11 protein-coding genes are annotated in these 21,179 nt (G+C 35.8%); 8 read left to right on the top strand and 3 right to left on the bottom strand.

Annotation, left to right across the window (positions count from 1 at the left end):
* Positions 1–154: 154 nt before the first annotated feature.
* The 3 genes from LV89_RS08180 (at position 155) to LV89_RS08190 (ending at position 6,414) form a co-directional block, all read left to right on the top strand.
* Positions 155–2,902, top strand: coding sequence for a T9SS type A sorting domain-containing protein (locus LV89_RS08180; protein ID WP_109742395.1), 2,748 nt, complete (start codon positions 155–157; stop codon positions 2,900–2,902).
* Between the two features lie 78 nt (positions 2,903–2,980).
* Complete coding sequence (locus LV89_RS08185) at positions 2,981–5,857, top strand: T9SS type A sorting domain-containing protein (RefSeq protein WP_109742396.1); 2,877 nt, start codon at positions 2,981–2,983, stop codon at positions 5,855–5,857.
* 143 nt (positions 5,858–6,000) lie between these two features.
* Positions 6,001–6,414: a DUF983 domain-containing protein gene (locus LV89_RS08190; RefSeq protein ID WP_109742397.1), complete on the top strand. Its 414-nt coding sequence runs from the start codon at positions 6,001–6,003 to the stop codon at positions 6,412–6,414.
* Here LV89_RS08190 and LV89_RS08195 read toward each other — a convergent pair.
* Together LV89_RS08195 and ileS are read right to left on the bottom strand one after the other, a co-directional pair.
* The gene (locus LV89_RS08195; RefSeq protein WP_109742398.1) at positions 6,411–6,620 is read right to left on the bottom strand and encodes a hypothetical protein; all 210 of its coding nucleotides are present in this window, start codon (positions 6,618–6,620) and stop codon (positions 6,411–6,413) included. The two genes, LV89_RS08190 and LV89_RS08195, sit on opposite strands and share 4 nt — an antisense overlap.
* 130 nt (positions 6,621–6,750) lie before the next feature.
* The gene (gene ileS, locus LV89_RS08200; RefSeq protein WP_109742399.1) at positions 6,751–10,140 is read right to left on the bottom strand and encodes an isoleucine--tRNA ligase; all 3,390 of its coding nucleotides are present in this window, start codon (positions 10,138–10,140) and stop codon (positions 6,751–6,753) included.
* Between the two features lie 266 nt (positions 10,141–10,406).
* On the opposite strand from ileS, the gene LV89_RS08205 reads away from it, so the two are divergent.
* The 3 genes from LV89_RS08205 to LV89_RS08215 all read left to right on the top strand — a co-directional run bounded on the left by LV89_RS08205 (position 10,407) and on the right by LV89_RS08215 (position 17,910).
* Positions 10,407–15,665: a T9SS type A sorting domain-containing protein gene (locus tag LV89_RS08205; RefSeq protein ID WP_109742400.1), complete on the top strand. Its 5,259-nt coding sequence runs from the start codon at positions 10,407–10,409 to the stop codon at positions 15,663–15,665.
* Between the two features lie 130 nt (positions 15,666–15,795).
* Complete coding sequence (locus LV89_RS08210; protein WP_109742401.1) at positions 15,796–16,230, top strand: hypothetical protein; 435 nt, start codon at positions 15,796–15,798, stop codon at positions 16,228–16,230.
* Between the two features lie 102 nt (positions 16,231–16,332).
* Entirely contained in the window at positions 16,333–17,910 is a 1,578-nt protein-coding gene (locus tag LV89_RS08215) for a glycerol-3-phosphate dehydrogenase/oxidase (protein WP_109742402.1), read from the top strand.
* 108 nt (positions 17,911–18,018) lie between these two features.
* Here the strand turns inward: LV89_RS08215 and LV89_RS08220 are convergent, their stop codons facing one another.
* A complete protein-coding gene (locus tag LV89_RS08220) occupies positions 18,019–18,156 on the bottom strand; it encodes a DUF2256 domain-containing protein (RefSeq protein WP_109742403.1) in 138 nt (45 codons plus the stop codon).
* 151 nt (positions 18,157–18,307) lie between these two features.
* Between LV89_RS08220 and LV89_RS08225 the strand changes: the two genes are divergently transcribed.
* Both LV89_RS08225 and LV89_RS08230 read left to right on the top strand, forming a co-directional pair.
* The gene (locus LV89_RS08225; protein WP_109742404.1) at positions 18,308–18,730 is read left to right on the top strand and encodes an acyl-CoA thioesterase; all 423 of its coding nucleotides are present in this window, start codon (positions 18,308–18,310) and stop codon (positions 18,728–18,730) included.
* A 43-nt stretch (positions 18,731–18,773) separates the two neighbouring features.
* The gene (locus LV89_RS08230) at positions 18,774–21,092 is read left to right on the top strand and encodes a T9SS type B sorting domain-containing protein (RefSeq protein WP_109742405.1); all 2,319 of its coding nucleotides are present in this window, start codon (positions 18,774–18,776) and stop codon (positions 21,090–21,092) included.
* The last annotated feature ends 87 nt before the right edge of the window (positions 21,093–21,179 follow it).

The following is a 21,179-nucleotide window of genomic DNA, read 5'->3' on the forward strand; positions in this document are numbered from 1 at the left end:
AAAGCATCTCAGTTTCTGAGGTGCTTTTTGTATTTTTGTAGGACTTTTCTAAGTTTAGGCTTGGTTTTTGTAATTGCTAACGCAACGTTTATACAATCCAAACCGTCTTTGTTATAGTATGTTAAATACTTAACCCACTCCAAAAATTGTTGATATGTTCAAGAAATTATTATTAATATTTTTATTTTTAAGCACTACTAATTTTTTATATAGTCAAATCACGATTTCTTCACCAGTTATTCGACAGATTTTTCAGCGTGACCTTAATAATCAGGCAACTGTCACTATTACAGGGAGTTATTCTCAACCTGTTGATACTATTCAGGTGCGTTTTACACCCGTAAAGGCTGGACAAGGAACGGCTATTGATTGGACTGTGATAAAATCTGCTCCTTTAGGAGGACTTTTTAAAGGAAGTATAGTGGTTAAAGGAGGTTGGTACACCATGGATGTTAGAGGGCTTCTAAAAGGAAAGCAAGTGGGAAATATCTCAACCATTGAACGTGTTGGTGTGGGTGAGGTTTTTGTTATTGCAGGACAGTCTAATGCGGGAGGAAGTAGCTTATTAGAAGCTAACGAAACTGCCGCTACTGATGATAGGGTAAATTGTGCGAATTTTATTAGCCCAAGAACATATTACTCTGATTATCCTTTTAGACATGCTGATTTGTCTCAATTTTCAATCATTGAATTTGCTCAATTAACAAAAACATCTGCTATTGGTCCAACTGGATTAGGCCCATATTATTGGGGTAAAGTTGGAGATGCTTTAAGTGCAAAATTAAATGTACCCATCATGTTTTTTAATGCAGGTTGGGCAGGAGCGTCTGTAAGAGTATGGCGTGAAAGTGCTGAAAATCCGACCAAGGGAGTTCCAAGTGATTTTCAGTCTGATAATCCCAATGACCCTATAAGATATTATGAAGTTGGTACACCGTATTCAAATTTGAGTGCAACTTTACGATATTATGGAATTAACTTAGGAGTAAGAGCTGTATTGTGGATGGAAGGGGAGACACAAAACCTTCTTAATCTTTCTGCAGCACGTAATAATAAGCCTCAACCTGTAACTGAGGCGAGTTATTTGGATAACCTTCAGCGTCTAATCAAAAAGACAAGACAAGATTTGGGAACAAATAAATTAGCTTGGGTTGTTGCCAGAACTTCATATTCGGGAGATTTAGATTGTAAAAGTAATACAATTCCGTTACCACCACCACCTGCACCTTCTCCAATTATTGTTTCTGCTCAAAATAAAGCAATTGCTGACCCTACACTTTTCCCAATGTATCCTGGTCCTTTTTCTGATACAATTCAGGTTGCAAAACTTAGAGAGAGGGATCAATGTGTACACTTTACAGGAAAAGGATTGGACAATATTGCATCAGCTTGGATTAAAGCTTTAACAGAAGATAACAAGAACTTTTTTCAAACAGTAGAGCCGATTTTAGCAGATACTATTCCAAGTGTTTCTTTGGATTGTATTTCTTCGGGAGCATTAAAATTAAGTCTTCCGAGTGGTTATGCAGGTTATGAATGGGTAAATACTGGTAATAATACAATAGTTGGAACGACTCAGAGCGTCACTGTTGGAAGTGGTACTTACATTGCTCGTGCAACTCGTAGCAACGGTAATATTATTCAAGTGCCACAGTTTACCGTAAAAGCAAATACACCTCCTTTAGCACCAACGGTAAAGGCTTTGAGTGATGTTAATTTTTGCTTGGGTACAAGTGTAGCCTTACAAAGTACTACCGAAGCAGATAATCCTATTTATGAATGGGTAAGTTCTCCTGCCATTACTAATTTACCACGTACAAAAGATATTTCCGCAACTCGTGAGGGAGCTTACAAATTGCGTGTTATTGATAAAAATGCTTGTGCTTCTTCATATTCTACTGAGGTAAAATTGGTTGCCAAGCCTCGTCCAGAAAAGCCATTTATCGCTACTTCTGGCAGTACAGCACTTTGTCAGGGACAAACACTTACTTTGACATCAACTAATGTTGGTGCATCAAGTTATTTATGGAGTAATGGAGAAAAAACACAAGCAATTTCAGTCAAAAATGCAGGAACTTATAATGTTCAAACGGTTGGTTCAAATGGATGTTTATCTCCATCATCAACTGATAATATTGCGGTGATTGTAAACTCGCTTCCATCAACTCCACAAATTAGAGCTTTAAGTGATACCGTATTTTGCGACGGAGCGTCTGTTTCATTGGTATTAACGCCAAGCGATAACAGTACAAAATTTGGATGGAATAGAAATAATAGTGTTAACAATGCTGATAATTCTACGACTATTAAAATATCTGGAACAGAATTAGTGAAAGGTTTTGTAGTAGATACAAAAGGGTGTCAGTCTTTATTATCAAATGCCATTCAAGTGGTTAAAAAGGATAATCCCCAGACATTATCAATTGTTCCTAAAAGCACTTATTCATTTGTAGCACGTGCAAGTAATAAAGTGGATGAATATGTTTGGAAATTGGATGGTAAAATATTGTCAGCAAAAGATTCTTTGATTAGAACAGTTGATAAAGGTACATATACTGTTTTAGGGAAAAATATTTATAAAGTAAAATCATCATCATTACCATTAATTTGTTCGTCGGCAGAAAGCGAAAAGTATGATTTTAATCCTTATGATGACAAAGGTCTTTCTGTATATCCTAATCCATCAAGTGGTACATTTACGTTAGAAAGTCGTTATGATTTAGATAAAGTAATCATTAGTGTTTGGACAATGGACGGAAGAGCTGTTTATAAAAGTGATGTAATCAATACTTTTAATTCACCAAGAAAAATTGATGTTAGTGCTTTGTCAGAAGGAATGTATATTCTGAAAATTGAAAGCACAACCTTCAAATTGACGAAATTTATCAGTATTGTTCGATAAATAATTACCAATCAAACTCGTTTAGTATCTAACCACGCTCATACATAAATTAACTCATAAAGTTCAAAACAAACTTGCATGATAGCGGTCAAAAAATTATTACTTATCTCTATTTTTATTTGTTTAAATAATTTACTCTATAGCCAAATAAAACTAACATCTCCCTTAAACCGTGCGGTTTACCAACGTGATGGTGCTGGGTTTTCAAAAGTTACTGTGGCTGGGTCATATCAGCAACAAGTTGATAAGATTGAAGCCCGTTTTATTCCCGTTGCGGAAGGTCAAGGACAAGCTACTGATTGGGAAACAATCAAATTAACACCTTTAAATGGTAACTTCAGTGTTGTAAGAAGTGTAAGACAAGGTTGGTATAGGTTGGAAGTAAGAGGAAGTTTAAACGGACAAATGATAGGTGGTGTTACTACTGTGGATAGAGTTGGAGTTGGAGAAGTTTTCATTATTGCGGGACAATCTAATGCGGAAGGAGTTTCATATATTCAAGGAATTGGAGCTAATGACGACCGAGTAAATTGTTTTGGAACAGGAAATGACTTGGCAGAAGGAGGCTCTTCATATATTTCTTTGTCTCCATTTTCTCATGTTGACCAAAATACCCGTATTGCACCGAGAGGAGCAAACGGTTGGTGTTGGGGTAGAGTTGGCGATATATTAGCCAGTCGTTTGAATGTGCCTATTATGTTTTTTAATGTTGCATTTAACGGAACAACAATAAATGCTTGGGCAAATACGGCTAAAGGAGGTTATGCCATTAATCCATATATTGGTGGAGTTTATCCTAATAAAATGCCTTATCAAAATATGTCAGATGTACTGAAATATTTTGTTCCACAACTCGGAGTTAGAGCCGTTTTATGGTGCCAAGGGGAAGCTGATAACTATTTAGGAAGTACTAAACAAAATACCAGTCCTGTAACTTATAAATCTCAATTACAAACGGTAATAAATCAGACTCGTTCAGAATCTGGAAAAAATATAACATGGGTTGTTGCTCTTACCTCTGCTTCAGTATATTGTCCAGAGTGTATAGCTGCTCCTTTTGCCTCTTCAGATAACAATGTGCTTGAAGGTCAGAGAACAACAATTTTGGAGACCCCTAATGTTTTTAAAGGCCCAGAAACTGATGGTATTCAAAACCCCGGAAGACGAGATGGCGCACACTTTACGAGTAGCTTGCCTCAATTAGCAGAGTCTTGGAGTAATGCTCTAAATGATTTTTTCTTTCAATATTCCACATCATCATTACCAACCGTTATTCCTGATATAAACTATGTATGTGGTGATAACAGAGTAGAAGTGTCATTGCCTGAACGTGATGCGAGTGGCAGTACTCTTAATAACTACGAATGGTCAAATAATGGGTTGTTATTTGATGCAGGGAAGTTTTCAAGTGAGCGGAAGGTTGTTTTAAATGTAGAAGGTGGAAGACAATATTTTGCTCGTTATCGTGATATTTACGGAAACGTTACTCAAGTACCAGCTATCGCATTTGCAGGTAGTAATGTACCAAACTCTACTATTATAGCCGAAGGAGCAACTGATTTTTGTGAAGGAAATAAAGCAATTCTAAAAGCCAATAACACTTCTAATAATGCCATAATTTATGAATGGAATAATGGCTCAAAATCACAAGAACTTACCGTAACGACTTCAGGGTCATATTCTGTAAAAACAATTAGCCAATTTGGATGTCAATCAGATTTTTCAACACCTGTTGTCATCGTAGCGAAACCAGGCCCTCCTCAGCCTGTTATTTCTGCCAATGCTTCAACTGTTTTTTGTGCAGATACCAATGTTGTACTGACCTCATCTAACCAAGATGCTGTGAGCTATATTTGGAGTAATGGAACAACTAATAGAGCTTTGAAAGTAAATACAACAGGAAGTTTTAAGGTGAAATCAGTGAATAGTCAAGGATGTACTTCTATTGAATCTAACGAAGTAAAAGTAACCGTAAACCCATTGCCTGCCACACCGAGTATTGTGCCAAATGGCTCAACAACTTTTTGTGCAGATACAAGTGTTGTACTTACTTCTTCTAATCAAGATGCAGTATCTTACCGTTGGAATACAGGATTGCTAACAAGAAGTATTACGGTTAAAAATGCAGGAGATTATAGTGTAAAGACCATTGATAAAAATGGTTGTGTATCCAAATCATCCATTTTAACAAATATTAAAGTAAACGCTTTGCCTCCTGTACCAACCATTTCAAGTACCAAAGACACTGTACTTTGTCAGGGAGATAATACTATTCTGCAAATGAATTTAGTAAATGGAGGTTTCCCTTCATGGTTTGCACATCAAGATGGAACAACGACCAGATACAATTTTCAAAGCCTAAATGTGAATAAATCGGGTTCTTTTCAAGCATTCCAGACTGATGCAAATGGTTGTAAGTCGGCGGTGTCATCAAAAATGTATGTTTCGTTAAAACCTGTTCCTGCAAAAATTCAGACGATTTCAAGAATTAGCCCTTATACAATTGGTTTTAATGCTACTCAGGCTACCACTTATATTTGGCAATTTAATGGAACCCTCAGAACAGATGTAAACGGAAATGTCATTAGAATTGATGAAGCAGGGAAGTATAATGTAACCGCTAAAAACGTTTACAAGACTTTGTTTTATGGTGATAAAGTATGTTTATCTCCTGTTTCAGACGACTTTTCGTTTGAACTTTACAATGACAATGGAATGTCTATTTATCCAAACCCAACTAAAGGGGAGATAAATATTGATTCAAAAATAGATTGGAGAAACTCATCAATTGAAATATTTAATTTATCAGGTGCTTTTATTAAAAAAGGATTTGTATCAATTTTTGATGATGTAAAGAAATTAGATTTATCGGATTTACCAGAAGGTGAATATATGTTGAGAATCAAAACCGATAATTTTTATACGATTACCAAGCGAATTATCATTAATCGTTAAAATGACATACTAATAGCCAAATGCTTAAATGCTTAATAATTGTAAGTAATAGGACAAAGTAAAGTGTCATTCTGATATTTCATAAATAATTGATAATTAAGCTCATGATAATATCCTAATACCTAAATCCCAATTCCTACTTAATGGAAGATACCACGAATTTAAAATTAGACGTAAAACGCTCGAAATTTCAAGCGATGGGTGAGGCAAGATGCCCGCAATGTAGAGAAGGAAAAATGTTTAAATATCCTTTTTGGCGAGTAGATAAATTCTCGGAAATGAATAAAAACTGCCCAGTTTGTGATTTGAAGTTTGAGGTTGAACCGGGTTTTTGGTATGGAGCAATGTTTGTGAGTTATGCCAATACAGTGGCTTTATTGGTAGTTTTGGGTGTGGCAGTTTTCTATATTTTCAATGACCCTCCCGTCATGTATTATATCTTACCGATTACAGTTTTATCGGTAGCTATTGTACCTTTTAATTTTAGAATTTCGAGAGCCGTTTTTTTACATTTATTTGGCTTCATAAAATATAAACCAGATAGCAAAAACGCTTAGTCTGCGATTTCCAAAATGGCTATTACTGTTTCAGAAACGGCATGAATGTCTTTGATTGTTTCAATTTCATTTCCGTTTAAAGTGACATAGTAATAGCCATTTTTTAGATGAAATACCTTCACTTTCCCTTTTTCATTCTTGAAAATTACTTTATCTCCTTCTGTTAAAGTTTGTAAGCTATTCTTGATATTTTGTTGAGTAAGCATATTTTCGCTTAGTATAATATAATTTTATCCTTCAAAAATAATCCCACAATAAACGTATTATTGTGGGATTGGTAATTTTTTATAATTGACGATTGGTAACCATTAACTAATCACCAATCACCAGTAATTTTTACACAACTGCAATTTTAGCGACTAAAGTCAATTCTTCAAACTCAATCTCCTGACCGTCTGATAATTCTGATACGATTTCCAAAGACAATGCTTGAACTTCTTGACTGATAAAGTCTTTAAATTCCCTCACACCTTCCGAAACCTCTGCATCGGTATCTAATAATTGGATACTGATTTTATCCGTCACCTCAAAACCTGAGTCTTTACGTAAATTTTGAATACGATTTACAAAATCACGTGCGATACCCTCTTGCTTCAATTCAGGCGTGATGGTAATGTCCAAAGCTACCGTAATGTCATTATCTTTTGCAGATAAATAACCCGGTAAATCTTCTGTCAAAATTTCAACCTCTGCCTTCGTGATTTGGTATGAAGTATCTGGAATTAAGTATGAATCGGTTTGTTCTAATTGAGCAATTGCTTCGTTGGTCATTGCCAAAATTCCATCAGCAACGGCTTTCATTTCTTTTCCAAATTTTGGTCCTAAAGCCTTGAAATTTGGTTTCACTTTCTTCGATAATACACCCGAAGCATCATCTAAATACTCAATCGCTTTGATGTTTACTTCTGTTTTAATCAAATCTTCTACCGAACGGATTTGCTCACGAGTTTTTTCGCTTAAAATAGGAATCAAAATCTTACTCAATGGCTGACGAACCTTGATTCTATTGGTTTTACGGATTGAGTGAACCAATGAACAAATGCGTTGAGCCAAGTCCATTGAAGTTTCTAAATCAAGATTAATCCAAGCTTCTTGGGCTTTCGGGAAGTCCGTTAAATGAACAGATTGATTAGTATCTTCTGTCAAATTTCTGAATAACCAATCGCCATAAAACGGAGCAACTGGCGACATCAATTGAGCAACGGTTTTCAAACAATAAGCCAATGTTTCATAAGCTGATTGTTTGTCTGGCGTAACTTCTCCTTGCCAGAAACGTCTTCTGCCCAAACGCACATACCAGTTAGAAAGATGGTCGCAAACAAAATCTTGGATAGCTCGTCCTGCTTTGGTTGGTTCGTAGGTTTCATAAGACTCGTCCACTTCTTTTATCAAAGTCTGTAATTTTGATAAAATCCATTTGTCCAATTCCGTTGCGATGCTCAAATCAATATTTCCTGTTGGCGTATAGCCATCAAGATTAGCGTATAAAGCAAAGAAATTGTAAGTATTCGTCAATGTTCCGAAGAACTTATTTCTAACCTCTGTGATGCCCGCCAAATCAAATTTGAGATTATCCCAAGGCTGTGCATTCGTAATCATGTACCAACGAGTTGGGTCAGCACCGTATTTCTTCAAGGTATCGAATGGGTCAATGGCATTGCCCAAACGTTTAGACATTTTGTTACCATTTTTGTCCAAAACCAATCCCGTAGAAACTACGTTTTTGAAGGCAACCGAATCAGCAACCATCGTAGAAATAGCATGAAGGGTAAAGAACCAACCACGAGTTTGGTCAACGCCTTCCGAGATAAAATCGGCTGGATATGATTGGTGAAAAACCTCCTGATTTTCAAATGGATAATGCCACTGTGCAAAAGGCATTGCACCAGAGTCAAACCAAACGTCAATCAGGTCTAATTCACGAGTCATCAATTGTCCAGAAGCTGAAACCATGTAAACTTCATCAACATAAGGACGGTGTAAATCATGATTTCCAGATTCAACTTTTGCGATAAACGCTTCGTTTTTAGTACGTTGTTCAGCAGATAAAACATCATCTTTCAAAGCGTGTTTTACCGCATTTACTAATTCTTCAACTGAACCAATACAAATTTCTTCGTCTCCATTTTCAGTTCTCCAAATTGGCAATGGCGTTCCCCAGTATCTTGAACGAGATAAATTCCAGTCCACCAAGTTTTCTAACCAGTTGCCAAAACGCCCCGTTCCCGTTGATTCTGGTTTCCAGTTGATGGTATTATTTAAAGCAATTAATTTATCTTTAACGGCTGTTGTACGGATAAACCAAGAGTCTAAGGGATAGTATAAAACGGGCTTATCAGTTCTCCAGCAATGTGGATAAGGGTGGTCAAATTTCTGCACATTGAAAGCACGGTTTTCCGTTTTCAATTTGATAGAAATTCTTTCATCAACCGATAAATATTTGTCTCTATTTTGTTTTTCACGCTCAACCTCTTTCTCTTCGTCAGTCAAGTACGCTTCTTTTACATATTCAAGAGCAAAATCTGTAACCTCCGCCACAAAACGACCTCTACGGTCAACCAAAGGCATTTCTTTACCACTTTCGTCTTTTACTAAGATTGCAGGAATACCATTTTGAGCAGCAACACGGAAGTCGTCCGCACCAAAAGTAGGAGCAGTATGAACAACGCCTGTACCGTCTTCTGTGGTAACGAAATCACCAATAATTACTCTGAATGCGGCACTTTCTGGCTGAACATAAGGCATTAATTGCTCATATTCAATTCCTTCTAAATGTGAACCTTTACAAGTAGAAAGGATTGTCCAAGGAATGATTTTATCACCATCTTTATAAGTGGCAAAATCACCATCTTTTCCTTTTTCGTTGAAATATTTACCAATTAAGTCTTTGGCAAGAATAACATTTACAGGTAAAAAAGTATATGGATTGTACGTTTTTACGAGTGCGTATTCAATGTTTTTACCAACGGTTAAAGCAGTATTTGATGGTAAAGTCCAAGGCGTAGTCGTCCAAGCTAAGATAAATAACTCGGCAGCATCACTTTGTAAATCATCAAATAAAAAGGCAGATTTTCCTGTATGTTTCACCTTAAACTGAGCCGTCATCGAAGTATCTTTTACCTCACGATAACAACCCGGTTGGTTTAGTTCGTGAGATGAAAGTCCAGTTCCCGCTGCTGGCGAATATGGCTGAATGGTATAACCTTTATACAATAATCCTTTTTTGTATAATTGTTGTAAAAGATGCCAAACCGACTCAATATAGTTGTTTTCGTAAGTGATGTACGGATTCTCTAAGTCCACCCAATAGCCCATTTTTTCTGTTAAATCATTCCACTGGTCAGTGAATTTCATGACAGTCTCACGGCATTTTTGGTTGTACTCTTCAACGGTAATTTTCTTACCAATGTCTTCTTTGGTAATTCCTAATTCTTTTTCAACCTGTAATTCTACGGGTAGTCCGTGCGTATCCCAACCGCCTTTGCGTTTTACTTGCTTGCCTTTTAAGGTTTGGTAACGGCAAAAAATATCCTTGATAGCACGAGCCATCACGTGGTGAATACCGGGTGTTCCGTTGGCTGATGGTGGCCCTTCGTAGAAAGTAAAAGTAGGATTTCCCTCACGGGTTTCGATAGATTTTTGGAAGACATTTTCGTCCTGCCAAAATTTCAAGATTTCGTCTGCAACTTGAGCGTAATCAAGGTTTTTATATTCTTTAAAATTCACGATTTATCAGTTATCAGTAAATAGTTTCAAATTCTACATTTTCAATAAAAAAGCATTTATTAAAAATGACTGCAAAATTACGATAAACCAAGGGATTTGGAAAGAAATGAATCAAGAAAAGGAAAATCACTTAGCTTTAGTTGATTTGCTTACGTATTAAAATTCAGGTTTTTACTACCGTTTAATAAATGCGTTTGAGTGTTATGCGTGCTATTTCTTTTTCTTTGTACTTATAATTCTTTATTGTTCAGAAAATTAATAACTCCATGCTTAAACGTCTATTGTTATTCTTACCCTTGTTAATACTTTTTTGTCACACTGTTGTATCTCAAAGTATTTCTTCTAATTCTCCATTATGTACCGATAACTCTCCAACGCTTGAGCTAAAAGCATCGGGAGGAAGTACATACGCTTGGTCGGGACCCAATAATTTCACTTCTAATCTGCAAAATCCAACGATTAGCAAGGCAACAGCTTTAAATGCTGGTACTTATACTTGCTTGGTAGATGGGAAAACTACCTTGACTACGGTGGTTAAGGTTGGGAAATATCCCTTTGCGTGGTATGCTTATGGGTATGTTTATGGTTCTGTTCTCAATGTTTATACTTACACGGATGGCTCTTATGAATCCAATTTATTTTCATTTAATTGGACGGGACCAAATGGTTTTACAAGTAAAAATTCGTATAATAATCTTACCAATGCTAACAAAAATATGCAGGGGACTTATACGATTAATGTGAAGGACGAATTTGGTTGTAGTAGTGCTGCCAGCTATAATGTACAATTTAGTAATCCTGAATGTCCTTATATTCCTTATATAGCGGCTGTTTCAAACACAACAACAAATACTTGGAGTACAACATCAACAGGAACAACGATGATTGATGTTTGTGAAGGTTCATTAATGACGATGAAAACTGATACTTTAGGTTGGGGGAAAGTCTCAATACAATGGTATAAAGATGATAAAGCCATAGCGAATGCCAACACTTTAAATCTAAATGCTAATTCAGAAGGGGTGTATTATGTCAATATTGTAAAAGGAACTTGTTCTTACAACAGTTATAAGGTTCAGATAAAATATACTTCTCCATCATTGTATATCTCATCTCGTTCAGGAAATGCAAGTGAAAATAGTATTTGTAAAAATGATGGATATACCAATCTTTATGCAAGTTTGAACCGTAGCTTTCATGCTGATAGTCAAACATATCAGTGGTATAAAGATGGTGTAGCTTTAGGAAATGGAAGACAAAATAATTTATTAGCTTCTGAAGAGGGTGTATATGTAGTAAAGACTAAAATGGCACAATGTGAGGCTATATCAGCACCATTTACGGTAAAGAAAGTGGATAAAATCGCCAATATGTTTTCCTTTAATGGATTTGCTACAGCTCCTAAAACCTTAAAACTGTGCAGTGAAAACTCTCAAAACATTAGTTTATATGGAGGTGGAGATGGTTCGCACAAATTATATAAAAATGGTCAGTTGTATGCTACATTTTCTAATTTTACAAACTCATTCAATGTTACTCAACAACCTGGAACGTATGTTTTAGAAACAACACAGGGAGCTTGTTCTGCGTTTGATACCCTAAAATTGGAGTATGGAAAAACCCTAACACTTTTTACACAGAATAGCAGTTATTTCTCATCTTGTAGCAGACCTGTCCAACCTTATTATTACGTAAACTCTATTAGTGGCACACAGAATAATTATTTAAAATGGGAAAAAGATGGAGGAGTATTTTCAATAGGTTCAAGTTATGTATATCCTAATGTCAATGGTGTGTATCAATTAAAATACAATAACCCAACAACAGGTTGTACTGGAGAGTCTGAAAAAATAGCTGTAACAGTACCGCCTTCTACTGAAAGAAAAGCGTTACAACTTTATAATGTTGCCAAAAAAATACAACTATGTAAGAATATAAAGGGAACTGCTACTATTCAAGCAACTACTTCTTATACGAATGCAGTATGGAGAAAAGATGGGAAAATATTTAGTAGTGGAAATTATCTAATAAATGTATCGGAAGCAGGTAAGTATTGGTATGAATACAACAATGGCGGATGTACTATTTACTCTGATACAGTGGAGGTTACAGTAGTTGAAATTCCTAAAATAACCATAACACAAACTTGTAATAAGGATAATACTGTTCAACTTTCTGTAAATAGTATAAGTGATGTAAAATATAACTGGTATAATAATGGTATTCCTTTGAGTAGTGGAAAAGATACAGTATTTACCACAAAACAAGCAGGGAAATATACAGTTGAAGCGATTAAAAATACTTGTTATGCTACCTCAAACGAAGCTAACGTTGGTATTTCTTTACCAGAAGCACTTTCGCTTTGTAACGGAGATTCATTGAAGTTGAACCCTACGGGAGATGTTCAAAAGTCTTATGCTTGGTCAGGGCCAAATGGATTTACAAGTAATTTACAAAACCCAATCATTGCCAAAACAATCAAGAAAAATCAGGGAATTTATACTTTAGAAGCAATAGATAAATTAGGGTGCAGTTTTAAATCGCAAACAAAAGTAATTCTTGATGACGCCCCAGCCTTTACATACCCGTCAACCGTGACATTATGTGCAGGGTCCGATTTTATCTTTAATTCATACCTAACGTCTTTACCATTAACCGATACCACAGAAACAGTAGGTTATTACAATACCGTAACTCCCAATAAATATACATTTGGAGGAAATTTTGGCTTGTACAATGTATCAACGAAAGAAGCAGGAGTATATAATTTAACCGTTAGTAGTTCTCAGGGAGCCTGTACGGTGAAAAAACCTTTTGAAATAATTATTAGTACATCTCCAGAATGTAAGAGTATATCTTTAGCCTCGACGAGCAGTATAAAAGCCTGTCAGGGACAAGTAATAGAAATCCCATTTAGAACCACAGGCGTTTTTGTAACGGGGACTAATTTTAAAGCCTATTATATGGAGAATTACAATACTACGGATGGTATAAAAAGTAGAAAGGTAATTTTAGGAACAAGCAAGCAGAGCCCTGTAAAAATAACGATACCTTATTTATTTGATAGAGGATTTAGTATTTTGGTTGAGTCAGAAGATGGTATATCTTCTCCAACGAGTATATATGCGTACACCCAATATGTCAATAGCAACAGCATTGTGGATGTTAGTGGTTATAACCGTAATTCAGAATGTACTTCATTACCGTTATCCGTAAATTACGGTTATCCATATAATGATATCCAATGGTCATTTAATGGAGAAAAACTTGATAAACAAAATAGTCGTACAATCACTGCGACGAAAACGGGAACTTATACATTTAATGCACAAGACGTTTATTCTGGTTGTAACGTGTCATTTAGCAAAGAAGTAACAATTGGTAAGTTAGATAAACCGCAGATTACAAATTACTCAAATGAATTAAGTTGCTTTAATGAATCTGTTTATATGTATGTAAATGGTGTGTCAAACGCTTCTTATATTTGGCGACGCAATGGAATTTTACAGGCAGGAAATTCTTATTCTATTAATGCCCTAACAGCAGGAAAATATACGGTTGAAGTTACGAAGGAAACTTGTAAGGCAAATTCTGATACCATAGTGGTTACACAAAAGTCGGACACAAAATTGGATATTAAAATTGGCAGTTATACCAGTTCTCGCAATAATGAAGTACAGACTTACATTTATCCCTATTTAGAAAAATCAGGGTCTTCGTTTTCACTTTACAAATTGTATAAAGATAATCAACTGTATGCCGAAGGAAGTGGAAGTGAGGTAGAGATTAAGGGAACAGGAAAATATTTCTTTAAAGTATCTAAAGGCAATTGTGAAGCACTATCTTCTGTTTTTGACTACAAAGGCGTAAAAAATGATACGATTCTAAATGATAGATATTTATATTATGGTAATGGAAATTACGATTTTTCAAGCCGAAAAATACAAATATGTGATACCTCGATAGTTAGATATTTTTATAGTTATCTACAGTCAGACTATAACACATCAATTGTGCGAAGAAAATTAACCGCTTATAAAGACGGAAAAGTGCTACCTGTTTATAATGGAAATGCTCCTGTTTATCCTTCTATACGCTATATACCAAATGAATCTCAGTTTAATCTGTATTTTAGAGGTCAAGGAAGTTATTATGTAGTGGAAGAAATAACTTTTGCAGATAGTTCCAAGTATAAATATACCTATGGAAAAATTGACGTGAGTGTGAGTAACATGATTAGCTTGGGTTCACAAAATAACATTTCAACCTGTGCCGATTCTACTTCTATTTATGGCTCTTATTATTCGCAAGGACAACGCCCAATTTTATTTACTTGGAAAAAAGATGGCGTCGTTTATAAAAAAACAACAGATTACAACAATATAAATTTAATCGTAAAACAGTCTGGTAATTATGCTTTAGAAACAACCTTCAAAGGTGGATGTATGGCTGTATCTTCCACTAATAAAGTTGTACTAAATAAAATGTTGATAAGTGTTGATACCACTTCTCGTTTTTTATGTGACGGAACATCAATCTCTTTATTAAATTCATATCCGATTGGTTATCTAAGTGATACCGCTAAAATTAGCTATCAATGGATGAAAGACGGAAAGGATATTGCTCTGGCAAATGGCAAAATCATACCTAATAACTATATCCCCGTTTTTTCTTTGAAAGAAGCAGGTGTTTATTCGGTAAAAACTCTGCAAGGTAAATGTGAAGGAGTATCATCAAATATTAATGTCAAGATAGAAACAGTTCCAAATAACATTAATTACGTCGATTCAGTACGTTTCTGCCAAACTCAAACCATTGATTTGAAAACTACTGATAATGCAAGTTTGTCATATTTATGGGAGCGTGATGGCGATTTCTTGAAAGATGCCAATAAAGCAACTCTAAATATCAATCAGGGAGGTGTTTATCGTGTGTTAAATAGAAAAGGAAGTTGTTGGAACTATACGCCTAAAGTTAGAGCGAAGGTCTTAGAAAATATTTTACCAACTGCAGTTATTTCTGGTAGTAAAGACCTGAATTATGCTGATACTGCTAAGGTGTCAATTGCCTTTACATCACACGCCCCGTGGACGTTCAAATTGTCGGATGGAAAAGAATACACCGCTACCAAGTCGCCGTTTGAAGTGTCATTAAGACCACAATTTTCAACAAATTATACGCTTTCTGAAGTTAAAAATGTTTGTGGTGTAGGTACTGTATCGGGCGAAGCCAATATTAAAATTTTAATACTTGCTTCAGAACCAGAGGAGGGTGTTAGCTTAAATGTATTTCCTGTGCCAACGCAAGAAGATGTGACGATTCAATTAATGACAGACAAGCCAGAAGTAATGGAATGGACGCTTTCAAACTTATCAGGAGGTATCGTTCAGCGTGAAGTAAGTGTAAATAGAAGTTCAAAACATGAAGCCAATATTTCACTCAAAGAACTTCCAGAAGGCACCTATTTATTACGAATTCAAGCAGGAGAAAAGAGTTTATATCGTAAAATCATGAAAACTCATTAAAATGAATTTAGGCGTTATTAACGGTAGGTTCTGTTAATAACGCCTAATAACTATTTATCAAAAAGAAATTATTAAACGATTTCCAACGTTTTGAGAATAGCAGGTGTCTTTAAAGAAAATATTTACAATTATGAAAGCAATCGCAATTTTCTTCTCAATCCTTTTGGTAGCGTGTACTTCAAAAGAAGACTCTCTTTTATTGTCAGAAAGTAGTCTTAATGTATCTATTGTTGGTAAATGGGCTCCAACTTATTTTACCCAAACAAAAAACGCAGATGGTACTTTTGGCGAATGGCATCGTATCAATACTTTCGTGGCTTTGCCTGTATATGAATTTACAAGTGACGGACAATTTTTAACTGATGGAAAGCCTGCGGCAAACTGTTGTTTTGCAGGAAATAAGTATAGCGTTGCAGTGAATAAAATTTCTTTTACAGAAACAAAAAATTGCCCAGAAGCTCTTTGTATGGCTTGTCCTTCCAGTTGGACTATCAGCGAAATCAAGGGTGATACCTTAATTTTAGAAGAATGTATGGCAAGAAATAAATTTGTAAAAACAAAATAATTGCCAATTAATATGATTATTTAAAGTATAAATTGTAATAATAAAATTTATTAGTATTTGATTAGATTATTTTCAATAATTTGCTATTGAAAACAATAATCTATGAATCGTCAAGAACAACTCAAAAAGTTACAAACCACTACTGAATTTGATATTTGCATAATTGGAGGAGGAGCAACAGGGGCAGGAATTGCCCTCGATGCCGTGATGAGAGGATTAAAAGTAATGCTTATTGATAAAAATGATTTTGCTGCTCAAACTTCTTCTAAATCAACGAAATTGATTCACGGAGGAGTTCGATACTTGGAGCAAGCGGTCAAAAAATTAGATTGGGAGCAGTATAAAATGGTACGAAAAGCCCTGCGTGAACGTGAAATTTTACTCCAAAATGCCCCACATTTATCCCGTCCGTTGGCATTACTTACGCCATGTTTTAATTTCATAGAAGGAGTTTATTATACCATTGGCATGAAAATGTACGAGTGGATTGCGGGTTCGCAAAACATTGCTAAAAGCGAATGGCTTTCAAAGAAAACGGCTTTAAAATTGATTCCTGAATTGAAATCAAAAAAAATGAGTTCAGCAGTTTTGTATTATGATGGTCAGTTGGATGATGCTCGTTATTGTTTGGCACTCCTCCAAACTGCTGAAGACAAAGGGGCTACTATTTTGAATTATACCCAAGCGATAAAATTTAATAAAAACGAAGATACTGGTCGTCTCAAATCATTAATTGTTAAAGATTTAATTAATCAAACTGATTTGACAATCAATGCAAAAGTATTCATTAATGCCACAGGGCCTTTTGCGGATAGCATCAGAACGATGGCGAGTTCAAAGCTAAAACCACGTATCAAAGTTAGTCGTGGGGCTCATATTGTGTTGCCTCGTAGCGTAATGCAAGGAGATACCGCCATTCTTGTACCTAAAACTGACGACGGACGTGTAATTTTTATGATTCCTTGGCAAGACCAAGTGTTGGTAGGAACGACCGACGAAGCCGATGAACTTTCTGAAACGCCAAAATTAGAAGATTACGAAAAAACATATTTATTGGAATATGTCAATCGTTATCTTGATAAAAACGTTACGCCTGACCAAGTAAAAAGTGGTTTTGCGGGACTCAGACCGCTTTTACAGGCTCAGTTACAATCGGCTATGAATTCAGATACAAAATCTTTAGTGCGTGACCATGAAGTAGAAATTGACCGTCGTTCTAAATTAGTAAGCATCATGGGCGGAAAATGGACAACTTACCGAATCATGGCAAAAGATACTTTGGATGAAGTTTATAGAGAAGTCTTCAAAAAAGAAACGGTAAAATGTACAACGGAGCATCAAGTGCTTTTTGGCGGAGAAAATTATCGTTTTGAAGACTGGCAAAATTTAGTAAATCAATATCAAATTTCAGAAATTGTTGCGAAGCATTTACTGAAAAAATATGGGGTGAATGCTAAAAAAGTGCTTGAATTGACAGTGAATCAACCTGTTTTAAAAGAATTGCTAAATCCTGAACACCCATTTATTAAGGCAGAAATTAAGTACGTTATTCAGTCGGAAATGGCTCAAACTATTGATGATGTTTTAGAAAGAAGATTGGGTTTCCGTTTACGTGATGAATCAGCTTCAAAAGCCGTTGAACCGTATGTGAAGGAGATTTTAGGCGAGAATTTCAATTAACTCTTAGTACACTGTTTTATAAGTTATTTCAACTTCCCGAAAGTTTTAGAACTTTCGGGAAGTTCCCCAATCAAAGGTTTTGGGATAAAAATTATTCGAACCAATGATTTACTTCTCATTTCTACATCTGTCCGAGCAGTATTTTACTTCTTCCCAAACCTTTTCCCATTTTTTTCGCCACGTAAATGGTCGCCCGCAAGTGATGCAGACTTTATTGGGCAAATCAGACTTTTTACGCATTTTCATGATATAAAATAATTTTCATAATGTTGATTTTAGATTTGTTAATTCTTCAAGATTTGACAAATCTTCATTTGGTTCTAAATAAATAAAGGAATCAACTTATCTTCGGTAAAATAATCAACCATTAAATCGAAAGATTGTTTACTAAAATCAAATGTCAGATTTACTAAAAGATTACCCTTGTATTATTTCTCAGCAAGTTCAATGGGGCGATATGGACGCCGCCAATCACGTCAATAACACCGTTTATTTACGTTATTTTGAATCGGCTCGTGTTGACTTTTTCAATAGCATTGACTTTATGGATTTTACAGGAGAAGAAAGCGTTGGTCCAATTTTAGCAGAGACAAATTGCAAATACAAAGCTCCTTTAACCTTTCCAGATAATATCAAAATCACGGCACGAATATTGCCCGATTCTATCACGGAATACGGCTTTACTATGCAACACGTTGTTTACAGTGAAAAACTCCAAAGAATTGCCGCCGAAGGTACTTCTCGGATTGTTTGTTATGATTATAAAAATAAACGCAAAGCCTTGATTCCGAGTAATTTGTTAGATAAACTGAGGGTTTAGTTTTTGTAAAACCAATATCCTAAATTCTCACAAAATATAGACAATGAACCGCCATTCATTCGTAAAATTATTTTGTAGGAAGTCATTTCTACTGCTTTTCCTGTATGCACTCTTGCACGTGTGTATATCTACCCATGCTCAAACGACTCCACCTTCCATTCTTTGGAAAAAAACATTAGGTGGAACGCTCAACGAAACACTCAATTCAACTTACGAAACAACCGATGGAGGTTACATTTTGGGAGGACAAACGTCTTCTTCTGATGGAGACGTTCAGGGAAGCCGAAAAGGTCTTTTAGATGCTTGGGTCGTGAAAATTAATGCCACAGGAACAATTGAATGGCAAAAGGATTTTGGAGGCTCACGAGATGACGTTGTTACGTCGGTCAAAGAAACTTCTGACCAAGGATTTATCGTGGAGGGCTATACGGCATCAACTGATGGAGATTTTTCTACCAATCATGGAGGAACGGATATTTTCGTAATAAAACTTTCAAAAACGGGTTTTGTTGAATGGACAAAGTGTTTTGGGGGTACATTAGACGAAAAAAGTGGAGAAATTGTCGTGAGTTCAGAAGGTGGATATTTGTTTACAGGAAGTGCAAAATCTTTCAATGGAGACCTCACAGGGCAGTCGCCATCTGATGCAGACGCATGGGTCATGAAAATTAGTAGTACAGGCACAATTCAATGGCAAAGATTATTCAATGGCCCATATACAGACATTTGCAAAGCTGCCAAACAATTACCAGATAAAAATTATGTTTTGGTGAATAACACAGGGACGGTAGCAGGAACGAATCAACGAGAAGATATTTTTGTGTCGATTGTTAAACCTAACGGAAATGTGTCATCACAAGCAAGTTATGGTGGTAGTCGGCAAGAATTTGCTTCATGCTTGGAACTTACGCCCGATGGCGGTTTTGTAATTTTGGGTAAAACAAATTCAAATAATGGCTCAGTGACCCAAAATCAAGGAGATTTTGATGTTTGGATTTTGAAAATGAATGCTTCAGCAAGTTTACAATGGAAAAAAACTTTTGGTGGGAGTAGAGTTGACGGCGGTGTTTCAACGGAAGCTTGGGGCAGTATTCATGCAACTGATGATGATGGGTATATTTTTACGAGTAGTACCAATTCAACCGATGGTGATGTTGCTATACCAACAACTGCTTGGAGTGGCTCACAAGCACGTGTCTGGGTCGTGAAATTGAATTGTAAGCAAAATATTCAATGGCAACAAGTTTTAGGAGGAAATGCAGGAGATTATGGCATATTTGCCAAACAAAATTCTGACCGTAGTTATTTTATCACTGCCAATGCAACCTCTAACGATGGTGATGTTACAGGTAATAAAGGAAGTCGAGATTTTTGGCTAATTAAAACCAATCCCGAACCTAAATTAAAACCCAATTTGGCAGTTTCAGGTTCTATTCCATTTTGCGAAGGCAATTCTATTAAGCTAAATGGAGATTTAGGTCCTCTGTACAATTACCAATGGCAAAAAGATGATGTTGACATTCTTGGAGAAACATCAACAAGGTTAACCGTTAGTCAATCAGGGACTTATAAAATAGTTGCGAAGTCAAAAGATTGTCCAAAACCACAAGCTGATACATCTATAATTGTAGTTGTTACCCCAAAACCAGTCCTTGTTTTACCAAAAGATACTACTTTTTGTACTACGCCCATGAAATTGATTGTAGGCACAACCACTCCTGTAAGTGGAGCCACCTATGCTTGGTCTTCGGGTGAAACTACCTCTGCAATTACACCAACAGCAAACGGAAAATATGAAGTAACGGTATCTGCTGGTGGTTGTGTGGTAAAGACAGCATCAAACGTGAAAAAAGGCACATTACCCCTTGTCAATTTACCAACTCAAATTGAAGATTGTTTTGATGTAAGCACCCCTTATATTTTGAGTGCAGGAACTGATGCCACTTGGAAATATCGATGGTTGCCCAATAATGAAACTTCCAATAACATAAATATCTCTCAAGCAGGCACTTATAAAGTAAAAGTTACCAATGCGGATAATTGTTCGGTGGAAAAGACCGTGCAAATGATTTTGAAATGTGTTTCCAAAATTTATGCTCCTAATATTTTTACCCCCAATGCCGATGGTAACAATGATGCTTTCTTGATTGTAGCACAAGATGTAACTGATTTTGAACTAAAAATTTACGACCGTTGGGGTGAATTAGTTTTTATGACTATCTCTCAAACAGATGGTTGGGATGGTGTTTATCGTGGTCAAAATGCACCAGAAGGCACTTACACTTGGCAAATGAAATATAAAAATAGTAATCAGCCATTTGAGATACTCACAAAATCAGGAACTGTGATGTTAACAAGATAAATAAGAAGTTAAAACTTAACACTTTCTTAAAAGGAATAAAATTTGCATTCAATAGTTTTGCTTGAAATTTGTATCATCAAATCAGCA

This window comes from Arcicella aurantiaca (genome assembly GCF_003148625.1).
GTDB classification, from domain to species: domain Bacteria; phylum Bacteroidota; class Bacteroidia; order Cytophagales; family Spirosomataceae; genus Arcicella; species Arcicella aurantiaca.

Coding starts and splice junctions, on each gene's coding strand:
- LV89_RS08180 (WP_109742395.1), top strand. CDS start 155: ATGTTCAAGAAATTATTATTAATATTTTTATTTTTAAGCACTACTAAT.
- LV89_RS08185 (WP_109742396.1), top strand. CDS start 2,981: ATGATAGCGGTCAAAAAATTATTACTTATCTCTATTTTTATTTGTTTA.
- LV89_RS08190 (WP_109742397.1), top strand. CDS start 6,001: ATGGAAGATACCACGAATTTAAAATTAGACGTAAAACGCTCGAAATTT.
- LV89_RS08195 (WP_109742398.1), bottom strand. CDS start 6,620: ATGCTTACTCAACAAAATATCAAGAATAGCTTACAAACTTTAACAGAA.
- LV89_RS08205 (WP_109742400.1), top strand. CDS start 10,407: ATGCTTAAACGTCTATTGTTATTCTTACCCTTGTTAATACTTTTTTGT.
- LV89_RS08210 (WP_109742401.1), top strand. CDS start 15,796: ATGAAAGCAATCGCAATTTTCTTCTCAATCCTTTTGGTAGCGTGTACT.
- LV89_RS08215 (WP_109742402.1), top strand. CDS start 16,333: ATGAATCGTCAAGAACAACTCAAAAAGTTACAAACCACTACTGAATTT.
- LV89_RS08220 (WP_109742403.1), bottom strand. CDS start 18,156: ATGAAAATGCGTAAAAAGTCTGATTTGCCCAATAAAGTCTGCATCACT.
- LV89_RS08225 (WP_109742404.1), top strand. CDS start 18,308: ATGTCAGATTTACTAAAAGATTACCCTTGTATTATTTCTCAGCAAGTT.
- LV89_RS08230 (WP_109742405.1), top strand. CDS start 18,774: ATGAACCGCCATTCATTCGTAAAATTATTTTGTAGGAAGTCATTTCTA.